The following is a 16,314-nucleotide window of genomic DNA, read 5'->3' on the forward strand; positions in this document are numbered from 1 at the left end:
CATGGCGTTAGCGCCATGCCTCCCTGCCCCCGCCGGCGCTGCCGTCGGCGGTGGTTGAAGCCAGCAATCCGGGGGCGACGCTGATCGACGCACTTCTTTCGGCCTCGGCGGCCGGCATCATAGAACTTCTCTCGCCCAATCCGCCGGGCTGGGGCGGCACGCTGTTGCTTGGGCTGCTCCATTCGATCGAGATCGCGCTCGGCGCCACGGTCCTCGGTCTTCTGATCGGCACCGGTGGCGCCTTTGGCAAGCTCTATGGCGGTCCTGTCGTGCGCGACCTGCTGGCGGTTTACACCACCATCGTGCGCGCCGTGCCCGAACTGGTGCTGATCCTGCTGCTCTATTATGCCGGAACAGACCTGATCAACCAGGCGCTGACCGCTATGGGCTACCAGCGCGTCGACATCAGCGGCCTTGCCGCGGGCATCGCCGTGCTCGGCTTTGTCCAGGGCGCCTATTCGACCGAAGTGATCCGCGGCGCCATCCTGGCCATACCGCAGGGCCAGATCGAAGCCGCCCGCGCCTATGGCATGTCACCCGGGCTCATGCTGCGGCGCATCACCTTGCCGGCAATGCTGCCCTTCGCCATACCCGGGCTCGCCAATCTGTGGCTGATCGCCACCAAGGATACGGCCCTTCTGGCGGTCGTCGGCTTTTACGAACTGGCGCTGGCGACGCGGCAGGCGGCGGGCGTCACCAAAGCCTATTTCACCTTCTTTTTCGCCGCGGGCGTGCTCTATCTCATCTTGTCGCTGGTCTCCAACCTGCTCATCGGCCGCCTCGAGGCCTGGTCGCGGCGCGGTATGCCGTCGCTCAAGGATGCGCGCTGATGGCCGGAGAAGCGACCATCATCAACGCTGCCGCGCGCACGTCGCTGTGGCTNCGTCGCTCAAGGATGCGCGCTGATGGCCGGAGAAGCGACCATCATCAACGCTGCCGCGCGCACGTCGCTGTGGCTGCAGCCGCATCGCATCGTGCTGATCCTGGTCGCGATCGCGCTGGTTTTCGGCGCAGCCTTCTTCATGCGCTGGGATTGGCTGCCGCAATATTACGAAATGGGGCTTCTCGGCATCTGGCGGTCGCTGTGGATCCTGGCCGTCACCTGCTTTCTCGGCTTCCTGCTCGCCGTGCCGCTCGGGCTGGCGCAGGCCGCCGGCCCGTTCTGGCTTTCCGCTCCAGCCAGGACATTCTGCACCGTCATCAGGGGCACGCCGCTGCTGATCCAGCTGTGGCTGCTCTATTACGGGCTGGGCTCGCTGTTTCCGCAATATCCGTGGATTCGCGAATCCTGGATGTGGCCGTATCTCAGGCAAGCCTGGCCCTATGGCGTGCTGGCGTTGACCTTGTCATTCGCCGGCTATGAGGGCGAAGTGATGCGCGGCGCCTTTGCCGGCGTGCCCAAGGGGCAGCTCGAGGCAGCCCGCGCCTTCGGCATGAGCCGCTGGAAGATTTTCCGCCGCATCTGGCTGCCGCAGGCCATCTACCGGGCGCTGCCGACGCTGACCGGCGAAACCGTGCTGCAGCTGAAGTCGACGCCGCTGGTGGCGACGATCAGCGTCATCGACATCTTCGCCGTCTCGTCCAAGGTCCGGCAGGACACCTACCTCACCTACGAACCCTTGCTGCTTTTGGCGCTGATCTACATGATCATCACCGGCATACTGGTGTTTGCATTCAGCAAGATCGAGGCGCGCATACCGAACAAGGTGGGCTAGGGAATAGTGAGTAGGCAGTAGTGAGTAGTCAGCATATGACCGGGAAACCGCTTGCTTTCGCTACTCCCTACTGACTACTCCCTACTCACTCTCACCACCAATCGGGTCCACACCATGCAACTCTCTCTCGACCAGGCAACAGGGCTGTGCCGGATGGCGGCGCTCGGCGCCGGCGCCAATGAGGAGGCGGCGAGGTCGCTCACCGCCTCGATCATTGCCGCCGAGGCGGAAGGGCTTTCGACCGTCGGGCTGACCCATTTCATCGATTACCTCGAAGCGCTGGAAGCCGGCCGCATCGACGGCAATGCCGATCCCGTGATCACCAGGCCGGCGCTCGCCGTCTATCAATCCGATGCGCGTGGCGGCCTCGCCCATACCGGCTTCGACCGCACCATCGATGACCTTGCCAAGGCGGCAAAGCTGTTCGGCGTCGCCATCTTCTCGCAGAAGAACGCTTATACATGCGGCGCACTAGGCTATTTCACCGGGCGTCTGGCGCAATTGGGCTTGGTCTCCTTCGCCGCCACCAACGGGCCGGCGGTGCTGGCAGGCTCGGGCTCGGTCAAGCCGGTCTATTGCACCAACCCGATGTCGTTTGCGGCACCCGCCGCCGATGGCGCGCCGCTGGTCATCGACCAGTCGTCGAGCGCCACGGCGTTCGTCAACATCCGCAAGGCGGCCGAGGACGGCAAGAAGATCCCCGAAGGCTGGGCGCTGGACGCCAGCGGCAACCCGACCACCGATCCGGCCGCGGCCATGAAGGGCGCCATGCTGGCCTTCGGCGGCCAGCGCGGCGCCAACATCGCGCTGATGGTCGAAGTGCTGGCGGCTGGCCTGTCGGGCGCCAACTGGTCGCTCGACGCGCCCTGGTTCTCCGGCGGACCGGACAGCCCGGGAACCGGCCTGTTCGTGCTCGCCGTCGAGCCCAAGCTGCTCGACCCGGATTTCGAGCAACGCATGAAGGACCAGCTCGACCGGCTGCGCCGGCGCTTTGGCGTGCACGTGCCGGGCCGGGCGCGGGCCGAAGCGGCGGAGAAGGCGCAGGCGCGCGGCATCAACGCCCCCAAAGCCGTGGTGCAGCGCATTTCCGAATTCGCCGAGCGCTATTCGGGCTGAAGCAGTCCTGCGACAATGCGACCTGGCTGAACCTTTCTACCGATCGCAACGACCAATAGCTGCCGGGTCGGGTTTGCCCGGTCGGTGTCTTCTGTCGGATACGTCCAGGGCCCGGGCGGGCGTATGCCGTCTCAGCTTATCCGCCCGGTTGCGCACTGTCTCGACCGTTGCGTCACCCCGAAAACCCGCTTCGGCGGGGTTTTCTGCGTTCGTGCTCTGTGTGCTAAAACATGATGGCAGAAGTTAACTTTTGTTAACTTGACTTGCCGGGAACCATCGGGCGTTTGCAAGGGATCGTCACAACAACAGGAGCTACGATGTCCGCAACCACCGACGCTTCCCGCGGCAAACTTATCGTTCCGGTGTTTGGCCGCCTGTATTCGTCGCTGCATGATGGCGCCGAAACCCTTCTGCGCGTCGTCGCCGGCGGGTTTCTCACCATTCACGGCTCGCAGAAGATCACCAACCCTTTCGGCGCCGCCGAGATGGTCGAAGGCCTCGGCTTCTATCCCGGCGCGTTCTGGTCGCTGCTTTTGTCCTGCACCGAATTCTTCGGCGGCATTTTGATCGCCATCGGCCTGTTGACTCGGCCCGCCGCCTTTGCCGGCATGATCGTGCTGCTGGTCACCGTCTGGTTCCACTGGATCACTGTCGGCCAGGGCTTTTCCGGCGCTGAAAAGTCGCTGCTGTGGGCGGCGATCCTGCTGTTCTTCGTCATCCGCGGCGGCAACCGCCAGTCGGTCGACGCGCGCATCGGCAAGGCGTTCTGAAGGGTCCATAAGAGGGTGGCAGCGACGACGCGTCACCCTTTGCCTTTGGCCCAAAACGGACTATGAAACGGCTTCAGCCAAGCTTTCGAGCGCCGGAGCCAGCCATGACCGAAATCCTGCAGATCCCCAAGCTCGTGGTCGTCTTCGGCGGCTCCGGCTTCGTCGGCCGCCACATCGTGCGGGCGCTGGCCAAGCGCGGCTACCGCATCAGGGTGGCGGTGCGCCGGCCCGATCTGGCGGGACATCTGCAGCCGCTCGGCAATGTCGGCCAGATCCAGCCGGTGCAGGCTAATGTGCGCGTGCGCTGGTCGGTCGACCGCGCCGTGCAGGGCGCCGACCATGTCATCAATCTGGTCGCCATCCCGCATGAAAGCGGCCGGCAGAAATTCAACACCGTGCACGAATTCGGCGCCCGCGCCGTCGCCGAGCCGCACGCTCGGTCGGCGCAGGGCTCACCCACATCTCGGCGCTGGGCGCCGACCTCAACGCCGAATCCGACTATGCCCGCACCAAGGCGCTCGGCGAAAAGGCCGTCCTGGAGACGATCCCGGACGCCGTCATCTTCCGTCCGTCGATCAATTTCGGACCCGAGGACAGTTTCTTCAACCGCTTCGCCGACATGGCGCGCTATTCGCCGGTGCTGCCGCTGATCGGCGGCGGCCAGACCAAGTTCCAGCCGGTCTATGTCGGCGATGTCGCCGAAGCAGTGGCGCGTTCGGTCGAGGGCAAGATCAAGGGCGGCCAGATCTATGAACTCGGCGGGCCGCAAGTGCTCACCTTCAAGCAGTGCATGGAAGAGCTGCTCACCGTCATCGAGCGCAAGCGGCTCCTGGTGCCGGTGCCGTGGTGGATGGCCAATCTGCAGGCCTCGATCCTCGGCCTGCTGCCCAACCCGTTGCTGACCAAGGACCAGGTGCTGCTGCTGCGCCAGCCCAACATCGTGTCGGAGGAGGCCAACAAGGCCAACCGGAACCTTGCCGGCCTCGACATCCAGCCGCAGTCTATCGGCACAATCCTGCCCAGCTATCTCTGGCGCTTCCGCGCCGCAGGCCAGTTCCAGCGCAAGCCCGCCGGCATCGCGTAACAAGGCGTTGCGCCGTTAAACGCGCCGCGTCACCTGCATCGGCAGGCCGCCTTGCGGCTGTGTCGTCAGTTTCTGCACCGGCCACGGCTTGGTCTCGGCCGTCACGTCGAAGCGGAAGCGCGACAGCATGACGGCCAGCGCAATGATCGCCTCCTGCATGGCGAAGCTGGCGCCGATGCAGATGCGCGGACCGGCGCCGAACGGCAGATACTGGAAGCGGTCAATCTTCTCGCGGTTTCCCGGATGGAAGCGTTCGGGCATGAAGGCGTCGGGCATGTCCCACAGTTTTCTGTGGCGGTGCACGACCCAGGGCATGACCAGTACGGCCGCGCGCTTGGGGAGCACCAGATCGTTCCAGGTCTCCGTCTCGATCGGCTCGCGGTTGATCGACGGCGCCGGCGGATAAAGCCGCAGCGCCTCCTCGAAGGCGGCGCGGGTGAACGGCATTGCGTCGAGCCATTTCGTTGGGTCGGGTTCGCGCGCCAGCACGGCCTCGATCTCGCGCTCGACCTTTTCACGCTCCCACGGCGCTTCGGCGAGGCAGTAGATCGTCCAGCCCAGTGCCCGCGCGGTGGTCTCGTGGCCGGCGCCGATGAAGGTGATGATGTTGTCCTCGACTTCCGCCCGCGTCAGCCCGTCGGGGCCTTCGGCGCGCAGCAGAAGCGTCAGGAAATCCTGCGGCGCGGTGTCGGGGTCGCGCTTCAGCCGCTCCTCGCGCATCTTGACCGTATCGGTGACGATCTTGCGGAAATAGGCCATGGTCTTGCGGCCGCGGATGCGGGTCAGCCGCGGCAGCCATTCGGGCGCGCGCAACAGGTCGAGCGGATCGACACGGCCCATGGTTTCGAACAGGCGGTCGATCTCCTGCGCGAAACTGCCGGGCTCGCCCGCAATCTCGCCCGAAAACAGCGTCTCGGCCAGGATATCGTAGGTGAGCAGCGTCATGTCATGGGCGACATCGGTCATGCCGCCCTCCTCGTAGCGGGCGACGAACTGCATCGTGCGGCGCAGCATCGGCTCGGCGAAGCCGAAGATATGCCGCGGCGTGAACACCGGCGCCATCGCCTTGCGCGACCGCTTCCACACCTCGCCTTCGGCGGTCAGCAGCCCGTCGCGCAGGATCGGCCGCAGGATCATCTGGCGCACCGTCGCCATCTTGTAGTTCTTGGCGTTGTCGATCAGCACGTGGCGGATAAGGCCGGGATCGTTGGCGACGATCAGATGCCCGCCGACGCCATTCGCCGAAATCCAGGGCTCGTTGTAGGTGTGCTCGCCCCACAGTTCGAGCGGGTTGCGGTAGACGATCCGCATCATCTCCAGCGTCGAAGGCGGCGTCGTGCGCGGCTTGGGCGCCGGCGGCACGAAGGGGGCGGGCTGCGTGTCCATGAGGTGCTCCGCTGATACCTTAGATGTAGTGGCTGGCAATCCGGGCGTCCATGTGACCGAAGGGCAAACCAAAACGCTGCGGCGCCCGGTGTGCCCGACAGACGGTGTGTTCATCGGATCGTGACCGCCGGTGAAACGGTTGCGGCTTGTCCGGTTGGACACTCTGCCATAGGTGACAGTTACCAACAGCTACTGCCAATCGCCCAGGAGAGTCCGCTTGAAGCACAAGCTGAACATCATAATCGGCAGCACGCGGCCGGGCCGCGCCGGGCCGGTCTTCGCCCACTGGCTGGAGGATTTTGCCCGCGAGCACGGCAAATTCGAACCGGTGCTGACCGACATTGCCACGTTCCATCTGCCGGTTCTGGACGAGCCGCATCATCCAAAACTCGGCAAATACGAGAAGGACCATACGAAGGCCTGGTCGAAGGCAATCGACGCCGCCGACGCCTTTGTCTTCGTGGCGCCGGAATACAATTATTTCGTCGCTCCGGCGATCGTCAACGCGATCGATTATCTATCGCGCGAGTGGAAATACAAACCCGCCGCCATCTTCAGCTATGGCGGCGTTTCCGGAGGCCTGCGCGCCGCGCAGGCGCTGAAGCCGCTGCTGACCGCGGTGGGCGTCATGCCCATCTCGGAAGGCGTCGCGCTGCCGATGTATCAGAAACTGCTGGAGAGCGACGGCTCCTTCCAGGCTAGTGAGCAGGTAGAGGGTGGGACCAAGACCATGCTGGACGAGCTCTCGCGCTGGAGCGAGGCGCTGAAGCCGATGCGGGCTGCGTAACGCAGCCGGCCCCGGCTTGCTCATGCCATAAAGAGGTGGAATGGTCGGCAGGTGACTGAGCCGGGGGCGGTTCGATTTGCGCCTGTTGTTTGCCTTGCTGTTGATGCTTGCGACCACCGCCACGGCGGTGGCGGAGCGGCGCGTGGCGTTGGTCATTGCCGAGGACGACTATCGGCTGGTGCGGCCGCTCTCCAATCCGGTCAATGACGGCGAGGCGATCGAAGCGGCGCTGAAGAAGCTCGGCTTCGAAGTCGTGCTTGAGACCAATCGTGATCTCAGGCGCATGCGCCGGGCTCTCGACGATTTTCGCGAGGACGCTAAGGGCGCCGACGTGGCGCTGGTGTATTTCTCCGGCCATGGCGTCGAAATCTCCGGCGACAACCGGCTGCTGCCGGTCGATGCCGATGCCTCCTCGCTCGACCAGCTGGAGAAGACCAGCCTGCCGCTGGAGGAAGTGCGCGATGCGGTTGCCGCCACGGCGAAGGTCGGGCTGATCGTGCTCGACGCCTGCCGCAGCGATCCGTTCACAGACGGCAACGGCGACGGGCGTGGCGCCACATCGCTGATCAAGGACCTGGTGGACAAGATCAAGCCGGGCCTCGGACGCGTCGGCAAGGCGGAAAACATCCTGTTCGCCTTTTCGGCGGCGCCCGGCGAGACGGCTGCCGACGGTACCGGTGCGAATTCGCCCTTTACAGCGGCGCTGACCAAATACCTCGGCACCGACGGGCTCGAAATCCGCTCGGTGCTGACGCTGGTGCAGCAGGAGGTCTACGACCTTTCGCGCGGAAAACAGCTGCCCTACGTCGAGAGCGGGCTGCCGAAGCTGTTCTTCGCCTCGGCGGCCAAGGAACAACTGCCGGAGCGCGAGCGGCTGTTGCTTGCCATGGCCGATGTGACGCCGGAAATGCGCGGCGCGGTCGAACGGGTCGCCAGCGATGCCGACATGCCGCTGGCGCCGCTCTATGGCGCGCTGATCAGTTCCGACACCAGCCATCTCTCCGGCGAAAGCCTGAACGCCAAGCTGCGCGAGGCGGCCGACGCCTTCGTCAAGGTGCGCGGCGAGATGAAGACGCTGGCCGCCGATGACCCGAAGGTAACCGAACTGCGCCGCCAGGCCGAGGAACAGTTGGCGCTCGGCGCTTTCGATGGTGCACGCGTGATCCTCGCCAAGGCCGCCGACGTCGACAATGTCTCGCGCCAGGCGTTGAAGGCCAATTTCGTCAGCCGCACCCTGTCCGAAGCCGCGACGCGATTTCTCTCGGGCGGCGCGGCGCGCGCCACCCTGGACTATGCCACCGCCATCAAGGACTATGAAACGGTGCTGTCGCTCTACGGCGAGGCCGGGCAGACCTCTCTCAGCCTGGAACAGGCCGACCGCCAAAGCCGCACGCTGGAAGAGCTCGGCATCCTCTACACGACNGGAGTTCAGACGTGTGCTCTTCCGATCTAGTTCGCCAACATCAAGATGGCGCAAGGCGATCTGCCGGCCTCCCTGCAAAACTATGAGGCGGCCAGGGGCATGTTGCAGGGCCTGACCACAGACGTGCCGGACAAGAAGGACTGGCTCGGCGATCTCGCCATGGCCCATGATAAGATCGGCAATGTGCTGGCCACGCAAGGCGACGTGGGTGCGGCAGCCCAGGCCTACCAGCAAAGCCTGTCCATCAAGCAGCAATTGGCCGATGCCGAGCCGAACAGCGTCTATCTGCTGCGCGACCTGACCATTACCTACGACGAAATCGGCGGCCTTGCCCGCACCGCCGGCCAGCTGGATGGCGCCCAGACTGCATTCGAAGAGAGCCTGAGAATTCGGCTGGCACTGGCGCAGAACAACCCGGACGCCCCCAGGCATCAGCGCGCCGTCTCTGTCAGCTACACCAGGATCGGCGACGTCCTGCGCGAGCGTGGCGACGCTGCGGGCGCGCTCGACGCCTACAACAAGAGCCAAATAATCGCCGAAGCGCTGGTGCGCCGCGACTCAAACGACACCGATTTGAAGCGCGACCTGTCGGTCGGTTACGCCAAGATCGGCAATGCTTACGGCGACCAGAAGGACTGGCCACTCGCGTTGGAGGCCTACCAGCAAGCGCTGGCCACGGCGCGAGACCTTGCCGCCAGCGACCCAGGCAACACCGACTGGCAGCGCGACCTGTCGGTCTGTCTGGAAAAAATTGCCGGCGTGTTTGATGCCGAGGGCAATATCGCCGGTGCTTTGCAGAACTATCAGGACAGTCTCGTCATTGCCAACCGTTTGGCAAATCTCGACCCGGGCAATTCCGACTGGCAGCGCGACCTGTCGATCACGTTCGAGGAAATAGGCCTGCTGGAGACCAAGCAGCGCCACTATGAGGGCTCGAAGAAGGCCTTCGAAGCCAGCCTGGCCATCCGCCAGCGGTTGGCCCTGTCCGATCCGGACAATGCGATCTGGCAATTCGATCTGGTACAGGCCTACATCAACTATGCCTATGTGGCGAAGAATCCGAAGGCTGTGTTGTCGCAGGCGCTAGACCTGCTGGAGCTTGACCGCACAGGCAAACTGGCGCCGAGGGACAAACCCACTATCAAATATCTGCGCGGTCTTCTGGCCAAATTGAAAGCCGCGAAAAAATAGCCGGCTGCCAGCTCGGGATTCAACCCTGAAATGCCCGCAAACCTTGGAAAAACCGCCTTTTGCGCCTATATCTAGGACATCAAAGCGGCGTGATTCGAAGCCATTTTTTCGCGCTGAGCATGCGGCATCAATCAGACAGGTTTTCATGAGCGATCAAAGCGACAACGCCAACGGCGCTGAGGCCGAATACGGCGCCGATTCCATCAAGGTTTTGAAGGGGTTGGACGCTGTCCGCAAGCGGCCGGGCATGTATATCGGCGATACCGACGACGGCTCGGGCCTGCATCACATGGTCTATGAGGTGGTCGACAACGCCATCGACGAGGCGCTGGCCGGCCATGCCGACCTGGTCACGGTGACCCTCAATCCCGACGGTTCGGTCACCGTTATCGACAATGGCCGCGGCATTCCGACCGATATTCACACTGGCGAAGGCATTTCGGCGGCCGAAGTGATCATGACGCAGCTGCATGCCGGCGGCAAATTCGACCAGAATTCCTACAAGGTGTCTGGTGGTCTGCACGGCGTCGGCGTCTCGGTGGTCAACGCGTTGTCGGCCTGGCTGAAGCTGAAAATCCGCCGCAACGGCCAGATTTTCGAGATGAGCTTCACGCATGGCAATGCCGATGCGCCGCTCAAGGCCACCGGCAGCTATGAGCAGAACAAGCAGCCCGGCACCTATGAGGGCCGCAGCGGTTCCGAGATCACCTTCTTTCCGTCGTCCGAAACCTTCACCATGGTCGAATTCGACTTCGGCACGCTGGAGCATCGGCTGCGCGAGCTCGCTTTCCTGAATTCCGGCGTACGCATCATTTTGACCGATGCCCGCCATGCCGATCTCGTGCGCCACGAGCTGCACTATGATGGCGGCCTGGAAGAGTTCGTCAAATATCTCGACCGGGTCAAGAAACCGCTGATCGACAAGCCGATCGCCATCAAGGCCGAGCGCGACGGCATCACCGTCGAAGTGGCGATGTGGTGGAACGACAGCTACCACGAGAACGTGCTGGCCTTCACCAACAACATCCCGCAGCGCGATGGCGGCACCCATCTAGCCGGCTTCCGTGGCGCGCTGACGCGCCAGATCACCGGCTATGGCGAATCGTCGGGCCTGACCAAGAAGGAAAAGGTGGCGCTGATCGGCGACGACTGCCGCGAAGGCCTGACGGCGGTGCTGTCGGTCAAGGTTCCCGACCCGAAATTCTCCTCGCAGACCAAGGACAAGCTGGTCTCGTCGGAAGTCCGCCCGGTGGTCGAAGGCCTGGTCAACGAGGCGCTTGGCACCTGGCTGGAAGAACACCCGACCGAGGGCAAGGTAGTCATCGACAAGGTGATCCAGGCGGCTGCGGCGCGCGAAGCCGCGCGCAAGGCCCGCGACATCACCCGCAAAAGCTCGCTCGGCGTCACCTCGCTGCCTGGCAAGCTTGCCGACTGCCAGGAGCGCGACCCGGCGAAATCCGAAATCTTCATCGTTGAGGGTGATTCCGCCGGCGGCTCGGCCAAGGGCGGCCGTTCGCGCCAGAACCAGGCGATCCTGCCGTTGCGCGGCAAGATCCTCAATGTCGAGCGCGCCCGCTTCGACCGCATGCTCGGCTCCGAGATGATCGGCACGCTGATCACCGCGCTCGGCACCTCGATCGGCAAGGACGAGTTCAACGCCGACAAATTGCGCTACCACAAGATCATCCTGATGACCGACGCCGACGTCGACGGCGCCCATATCAGGACCTTGCTGCTCACCTTCTTCTTCCGCCAGATGCCGGAGCTGATCGAGCGCGGCCATCTCTACATCGCCCAGCCGCCGCTCTACAAAGTGACGCGCGGAAAAAGCTCGCAATACATCAAGGACGAGAGCGCCTTCGAGGAATTCCTGATCGGCTCCGGGCTGGAAGAGGCGTCGCTGACGCTTGCCTCCGGCGAGGCGCGGGCCGGACAGGATCTGCGCGGTTCCATCGATGACGCGCTGGCCGTGCGCCAGCTCATCAACGGGCTGCACACGCGCTACAACAGGGGCGTGGTCGAACAGGCGGCGATTGCCGGCGCGCTCAACGCCGACGTGTTGAACGACCTCGGCCGCGCCAACGCCATGGCCGAACGCGTCGCCCAGCGCCTCGACATCATCGCCGAGGACACCGAGCGCGGCTGGACCGGCCGGCTGTCGACCTCCAATGAGGGCGTCGGCGGCTACGTGTTCGAACGCACGGTGCGCAGCGTCAAGGAATTCGCGCAGCTCGATGCCGGGCTGATAAATTCGGCCGACGCACGCCAGCTCGACCGCTATGCCCCGCGCCTCATGGAAGTCTATGGCGAGCCGCCGGTGCTGCGCCGCAAGGATGTCTCCGAAACCATTTCGGGGCCGCTGGCGCTGCTCAACGCGGTGTTTGCGACCGGCCGCAAGGGCCTGACCATGCAGCGCTACAAGGGCCTCGGCGAGATGAATGCCGAGCAGCTCTGGGAAACCACGCTCGACCCGAATGTGCGCTCGCTGCTGCAGGTCAAGGTCAATGACGCCACCGATGCTGACAGCTTGTTTTCGCGGCTGATGGGCGACGAGGTCGAACCGCGGCGCGAATTCATCCAGGACAACGCGCTGTCGGTGGCCAATCTGGACATTTGAGGGCTGGGGGCCTTGCCGCCGGAGCTCCACTCCGGGTCAGGCCTTTGGCTCCAGCTTCCGACCAAGGTCCACCGCGTCGCGCAGCACTTGCAGATGCGAGCGCGGCGCGGTGCCCGCCGGCAGGGCGATTTCGACGCCGTTTGCCGTCGATGACCAATAAAGCGTGTGGGTGAAGATACGGCCAAGTGAGCTGCGAAGCTCGATCTGGATGTTCTCCACACCGGGGCCGAAGTTTTCCGTCATCGGACCGGAAATCGGATCGCCTGTCGCCCAGCCATTGCCGCGGTCGTAGACGTTCGTCCAGCGCGTTGCCGCAAACACCGCGCCATGATGCACCGCGCGCTGCGCCTTGCCTTGGCTGTGTCCTTCCCGGTAAAGCACGGTGCCGCCGGGGCGCCCGTCATCGGCAATCGGCGGGCAGGCCGAGAACAGGCGCTCGGCAAGGCCACGCCTGAATTCCGCGAGATCGTAGGTCACCAGGAATTCGCTGTGGGAGAGCGGACTGCCAAGCGTGACGAAATCGCTGATCTTCCAGGGCAGCGGGTGGTCGGCGTCCTTGGTCCGAAGCTGCTGGTAGAGCGCCCATTGGCCGCGCCGGAACCCGGCGAGGTCTTCAAGATTGTTTGGCCACGCTGACCCATCAGAGCCGAGCGTTGCCTTGTCGATGGCCTCGACCGCCGCCAGTTTGGCCTTGTCGCGGACCGCTTCCAGCCTTCGCGGCCGGAACTCGGCCCACAGGATCTGCAGCAAATCATAGGCGATGATCGACCCAAGGCTGTGCGAGACCAGCACGATGCGGTCGTAAGCATCGTCCTTCATCAGCGTCTTGAGCAACGTCAGGCCTCTGTCGCGGATCAGCGCACGCTTCTCGATCGTCGCCGCCTCGGCGCGCACATAAGCGGCGACGTCGCCGAAATAGGGCAGGGCGAACTGATCCACCGCCCAGATGACAAAAGAAGCGAGGGTGGTGATCATCAGGCCGGTCGTCAAGGTAACGGCCTGTTGCCAGACCGATGTTGCCAGCACGAGTGCTGCGCCCAGAATGACGATAACGATCAGAAGTGTGGCGACGTAAAGCTTGCGGGCGTCGAGCGGAATGTCGGCGGGCTTGCGCCACAACAGGTTCGTCACCCAGGCGGCCAGCCGGCCGCGCGTCGTGCCTTGCGTGATGTCGGCCCAATAAAGCTCGTAGAAATCGGTGCGGCGGCTATCGACGTCGTAGGGCGTGGTGATGCGGCGCAGCTCGTGCGATCTGGTCCGGCTGTCTGGCGTTATCCAGCTCTGGTTGATCGTGGCGCCTGGAACGGCCGGATCAGGGATGCGGGCGTAAGGCGGAGCACGGGTGGGGTCGCTGCTCCAGACCGCCTGGACGAAGCCGCGCAGCGTACCCATCGGCCGCTGCTCGCCCATGCCGTGCACGATCACCACCGCCTGGCTGGGCTGCGCCTTTTTGTAAGCCAGCGATGCGACAGTCCTGGGCATCAGCGTCTCCGTTGACGACATCCGACGGCGGGATCGCTCATGCTACCCCCCGGCTCACCGAGCCAACAATACACGGCAGCCCATGTGGAACTCCGTGAACCAATCCACAGTTTCGCAGTCGTGCCTCGGGCCGCGCGGAAAATAGTTCCGTTCCCGGCAAGCAAATCATTTCATTGCCCTTCGGAACGGAAATCGCTCAGGAACATTGTGACGACATCGATCAATTTCTCGCAGGGAGGCTCTTTATGGGACGCGGTATTTTGCTCTGGTTGCTCGGTATTCCGATCCCGATCATCATTCTCATCATGCTGTTCGTACGGTAGGAGGCGTCGATGCAGTCCACCGTATCGGCTGTCGACGTATCTGCTTCAACAGAATCCTCCGCCACGGCCGTTAGCTGGGGGCCGATCATCGCCGGCGCCTTCGCGGCCTCGACGCTGACCTTCATCCTCATGCTGCTCGGCTCAGGACTGGGGCTGACCATGGTCTCGCCATGGTCCGGCGCCAGTGCCTCGCTGACCACCTTCGCGGTGTCCGGCGCGATCTGGCTCATCATCGTGCAATGGCTGTCCTCCGGGGTCGGTGGCTATCTTGCCGGACGCCTGCGCACCAAATGGGTCGGCATCCACACCGACGAGGTCTATTTCCGTGACACCGCGCACGGCCTCCTCGCCTGGGCGCTGGCGACATTGCTGGTCGTCGGCATTCTCGGGTCGGCGCTGTCGGCAGTGCTTGGTTCAGGCGTGCAGGCGGCTTCTACTGTTGCCTCAGGCGCCGCCATGGGTGCTTCGGCCGGCGCGTCCGCCAATGCCGGCAGCGCACCGGCCGACAATGCAACGTCCTATCTTGTGGATACGCTGTTCCGTCCGGCTGATGCCGCCAGGCTCGCGGCTGCCAATCCGGACAGCGATGCGGCTGCGGCCGGGCAGGCTTCGCGCATCCTCATCGCCAGTGCGGCGGCAGGCGAAATTTCGGCTGACGACAAGACCTATCTGTCGCAGCTGGTCGCCGCCCGCACCGGGCTTTCCGAGGCTGACGCCAAGGCGCGTGTCGACGCCTTGGTGGCCAGGGTCGAGGACGCCAAGGTCAAGGCCAAGCAGGCCGCCGACGCCGCGCGGAAAGGCAGCGCCACCTTCGCCCTGCTTGGCGCCCTGTCGCTGGTTATCGGCGCCTTCATCGCCAGCGCTGCGGCAGCACTGGGCGGCAGGCAGCGGGACGACGAGGAAGCGGTTTTCCTGACCAGCCGCTAACCGGTCTTCAACATCGAAAAGCCCGGTCGAACCGGGCTTTTTTGTTTCCGATGATGGACCGACAACCTTCCACTGGAAGGTTGCGGCGGGATCAGTGATCCATGGCCTTGACGATTTCCTCGGTCATCTTCTTGGCGTCGCCGAGCAGCATCATGGTGCCGTCCTTGTAGAACAGCGTGTTGTCGATGCCGGCGTAGCCCGAGCCGAGCGAGCGCTTGACGAAGAGACAGGTGCGGGCCTTGTCGACGTCGAGGATCGGCATACCGTAGATCGGCGACGACTTGTCGTCGCGGGCGGACGGATTGGTGACATCGTTGGCGCCGATGACATAGGCAACATCGGCCTGCGCGAACTCGGAGTTGATGTCTTCCAGTTCGAACACTTCGTCATAGGGAACATTGGCTTCGGCGAGCAGCACGTTCATGTGGCCCGGCATGCGGCCTGCCACGGGGTGGATGGCGTATTTGACGTCGACGCCATTGGCCTTGAGCTTATCGGTCATTTCGCGCAGCGCGTGCTGGGCCTGGGCGACCGCCATGCCGTAGCCCGGCACGATGATGACCTTCTGTGCGTTCATCATCAGATAGGCGGCGTCGTCGGCCGAGCCCTGTTTGACCGTGCGTTCGATGCCGTCATCGGCAACCGCCGCGGTCTCGCCGCCGAAGCCGCCGAGGATGACCGAGATGAACGACCGGTTCATGCCCTTGCACATGATGTAGGACAGGATGGCGCCGGACGAGCCGACCAGCGCGCCGGTGATGATCAACGCCAGATTGCCAAGCGTGAAGCCGAGTGCCGCGGCGGCCCAGCCGGAATAAGAATTCAGCATCGAGACGACGACCGGCATGTCGGCGCCGCCGATCGGGATGATCAAGAGGACGCCGAGCGCCAGCGACGCCGCGACGATCAGCCAGAACACCAGCTTGGCCTCGGTGGTGACCAGAAGCACGATCAGCACGATCAGCGCGATGCCGAGGACCGCGTTGATGATGTGACGGCCGCCGATCATGATCGGCTTGCCCGACATGCGGCCATCGAGCTTGAGGAAGGCGATGACGGAGCCGGTGAAAGTGATGGCGCCGATGGCAACGCCAAGGCTCATCTCGATCAGCGCCTGGGCGTGGATGTCGCCATTCGTGCCGATGCCGAAACTTTCCGGCGCGTAGATGGCGGCTGCCGCCACCATGACGGCGGCAAGGCCGACCAGCGAGTGGAAGGCGGCGACCAGCTGCGGCATCGAAGTCATGGCGATGCGGCGCGCTGTAACGGCGCCGACGCCGCCGCCGATGGCCAGACCAAGCACGATCAGGCCGAAGCGCCCGGCGGACGGAGTCGCCAGCGCCAGCGTGGTGGCAATGGCAATGCCCATGCCGATCATGCCGTAGAGATTGCCTTGGCGGCTGGTGGTCGGATGCGACAGGCCGCGCAGCGCCATGATGAACAGGACGCCGGAGACGAGGTAGAGGAAGGACGCGAAGTTGGCGTTCATGGCT

The 16,314-nt window shown here is 64.1% G+C and carries 11 protein-coding genes and 1 pseudogene; 9 read left to right on the forward strand and 3 right to left on the reverse strand.

Annotated elements, in window-relative coordinates; translation table 11 throughout:
- The first annotated feature begins 116 nt into the window (after window positions 1-116).
- From X771_RS144175 to X771_RS01000000165210, 5 genes and pseudogenes are all read left to right on the forward strand, one after another.
- Window positions 117-830, forward strand: a complete 714-nt coding sequence (locus X771_RS144175; RefSeq protein WP_196813869.1) for an ABC transporter permease — start codon at window positions 117-119, stop codon at window positions 828-830.
- Window positions 831-905: 75 nt separating this feature from the next.
- On the forward strand, window positions 906-1,715 hold the full coding sequence (locus X771_RS144170; protein ID WP_023689221.1) for an ABC transporter permease: 810 nt from the start codon (window positions 906-908) through the stop codon (window positions 1,713-1,715).
- A gap of 114 nt (window positions 1,716-1,829) precedes the next feature.
- Entirely contained in the window at window positions 1,830-2,831 is a 1,002-nt protein-coding gene (locus X771_RS144165) for an Ldh family oxidoreductase (RefSeq protein ID WP_023689222.1), read from the forward strand.
- Window positions 2,832-3,148: 317 nt separating this feature from the next.
- Window positions 3,149-3,601 (forward strand): DoxX family protein, encoded by a 453-nt coding sequence (locus tag X771_RS144160; RefSeq protein ID WP_023689223.1) that lies wholly within the window; start codon window positions 3,149-3,151, stop codon window positions 3,599-3,601.
- Between the two features lie 104 nt (window positions 3,602-3,705).
- Window positions 3,706-4,685, forward strand: a pseudogene (locus tag X771_RS01000000165210) (complex I NDUFA9 subunit family protein).
- Window positions 4,686-4,700: 15 nt separating this feature from the next.
- Here the strand turns inward: X771_RS01000000165210 and X771_RS144155 are convergent.
- Window positions 4,701-6,071: a cytochrome P450 gene (locus X771_RS144155; protein WP_023689224.1), complete on the reverse strand. Its 1,371-nt coding sequence runs from the start codon at window positions 6,069-6,071 to the stop codon at window positions 4,701-4,703.
- Window positions 6,072-6,288: 217 nt separating this feature from the next.
- On the opposite strand from X771_RS144155, the gene X771_RS144150 reads away from it, so the two are divergent.
- The 3 genes from X771_RS144150 (at window position 6,289) to gyrB (ending at window position 12,089) form a co-directional block, all read left to right on the forward strand.
- Entirely contained in the window at window positions 6,289-6,858 is a 570-nt protein-coding gene (locus X771_RS144150; RefSeq protein ID WP_023689225.1) for an NADPH-dependent FMN reductase, read from the forward strand.
- A gap of 1,522 nt (window positions 6,859-8,380) precedes the next feature.
- Entirely contained in the window at window positions 8,381-9,472 is a 1,092-nt protein-coding gene (locus X771_RS1000000169285; RefSeq protein WP_245262704.1) for a tetratricopeptide repeat protein, read from the forward strand.
- 145 nt (window positions 9,473-9,617) lie between these two features.
- On the forward strand, window positions 9,618-12,089 hold the full coding sequence (gene gyrB / locus X771_RS144145; RefSeq protein ID WP_023671333.1) for a DNA topoisomerase (ATP-hydrolyzing) subunit B: 2,472 nt from the start codon (window positions 9,618-9,620) through the stop codon (window positions 12,087-12,089).
- A 36-nt stretch (window positions 12,090-12,125) separates the two neighbouring features.
- On the opposite strand, the gene X771_RS144140 is transcribed toward gyrB, so the two are convergent.
- Window positions 12,126-13,571, reverse strand: a complete 1,446-nt coding sequence (locus tag X771_RS144140; protein WP_031202906.1) for a hypothetical protein — start codon at window positions 13,569-13,571, stop codon at window positions 12,126-12,128.
- A gap of 332 nt (window positions 13,572-13,903) precedes the next feature.
- Between X771_RS144140 and X771_RS144135 the strand changes: the two genes are divergently transcribed.
- Window positions 13,904-14,821, forward strand: a complete 918-nt coding sequence (locus tag X771_RS144135) for a membrane protein (RefSeq protein ID WP_023689227.1) — start codon at window positions 13,904-13,906, stop codon at window positions 14,819-14,821.
- A gap of 91 nt (window positions 14,822-14,912) precedes the next feature.
- On the opposite strand, the gene X771_RS144130 is transcribed toward X771_RS144135, so the two are convergent.
- Complete coding sequence (locus tag X771_RS144130; RefSeq protein ID WP_023689228.1) at window positions 14,913-16,310, reverse strand: NAD(P)(+) transhydrogenase (Re/Si-specific) subunit beta; 1,398 nt, start codon at window positions 16,308-16,310, stop codon at window positions 14,913-14,915.
- Between the last annotated feature and the right edge of the window lie 4 nt (window positions 16,311-16,314).

The organism is Mesorhizobium sp. LSJC269B00 (assembly GCF_000502815.1).
In the GTDB taxonomy this organism is placed as follows: Bacteria; Pseudomonadota; Alphaproteobacteria; order Rhizobiales; family Rhizobiaceae; genus Mesorhizobium.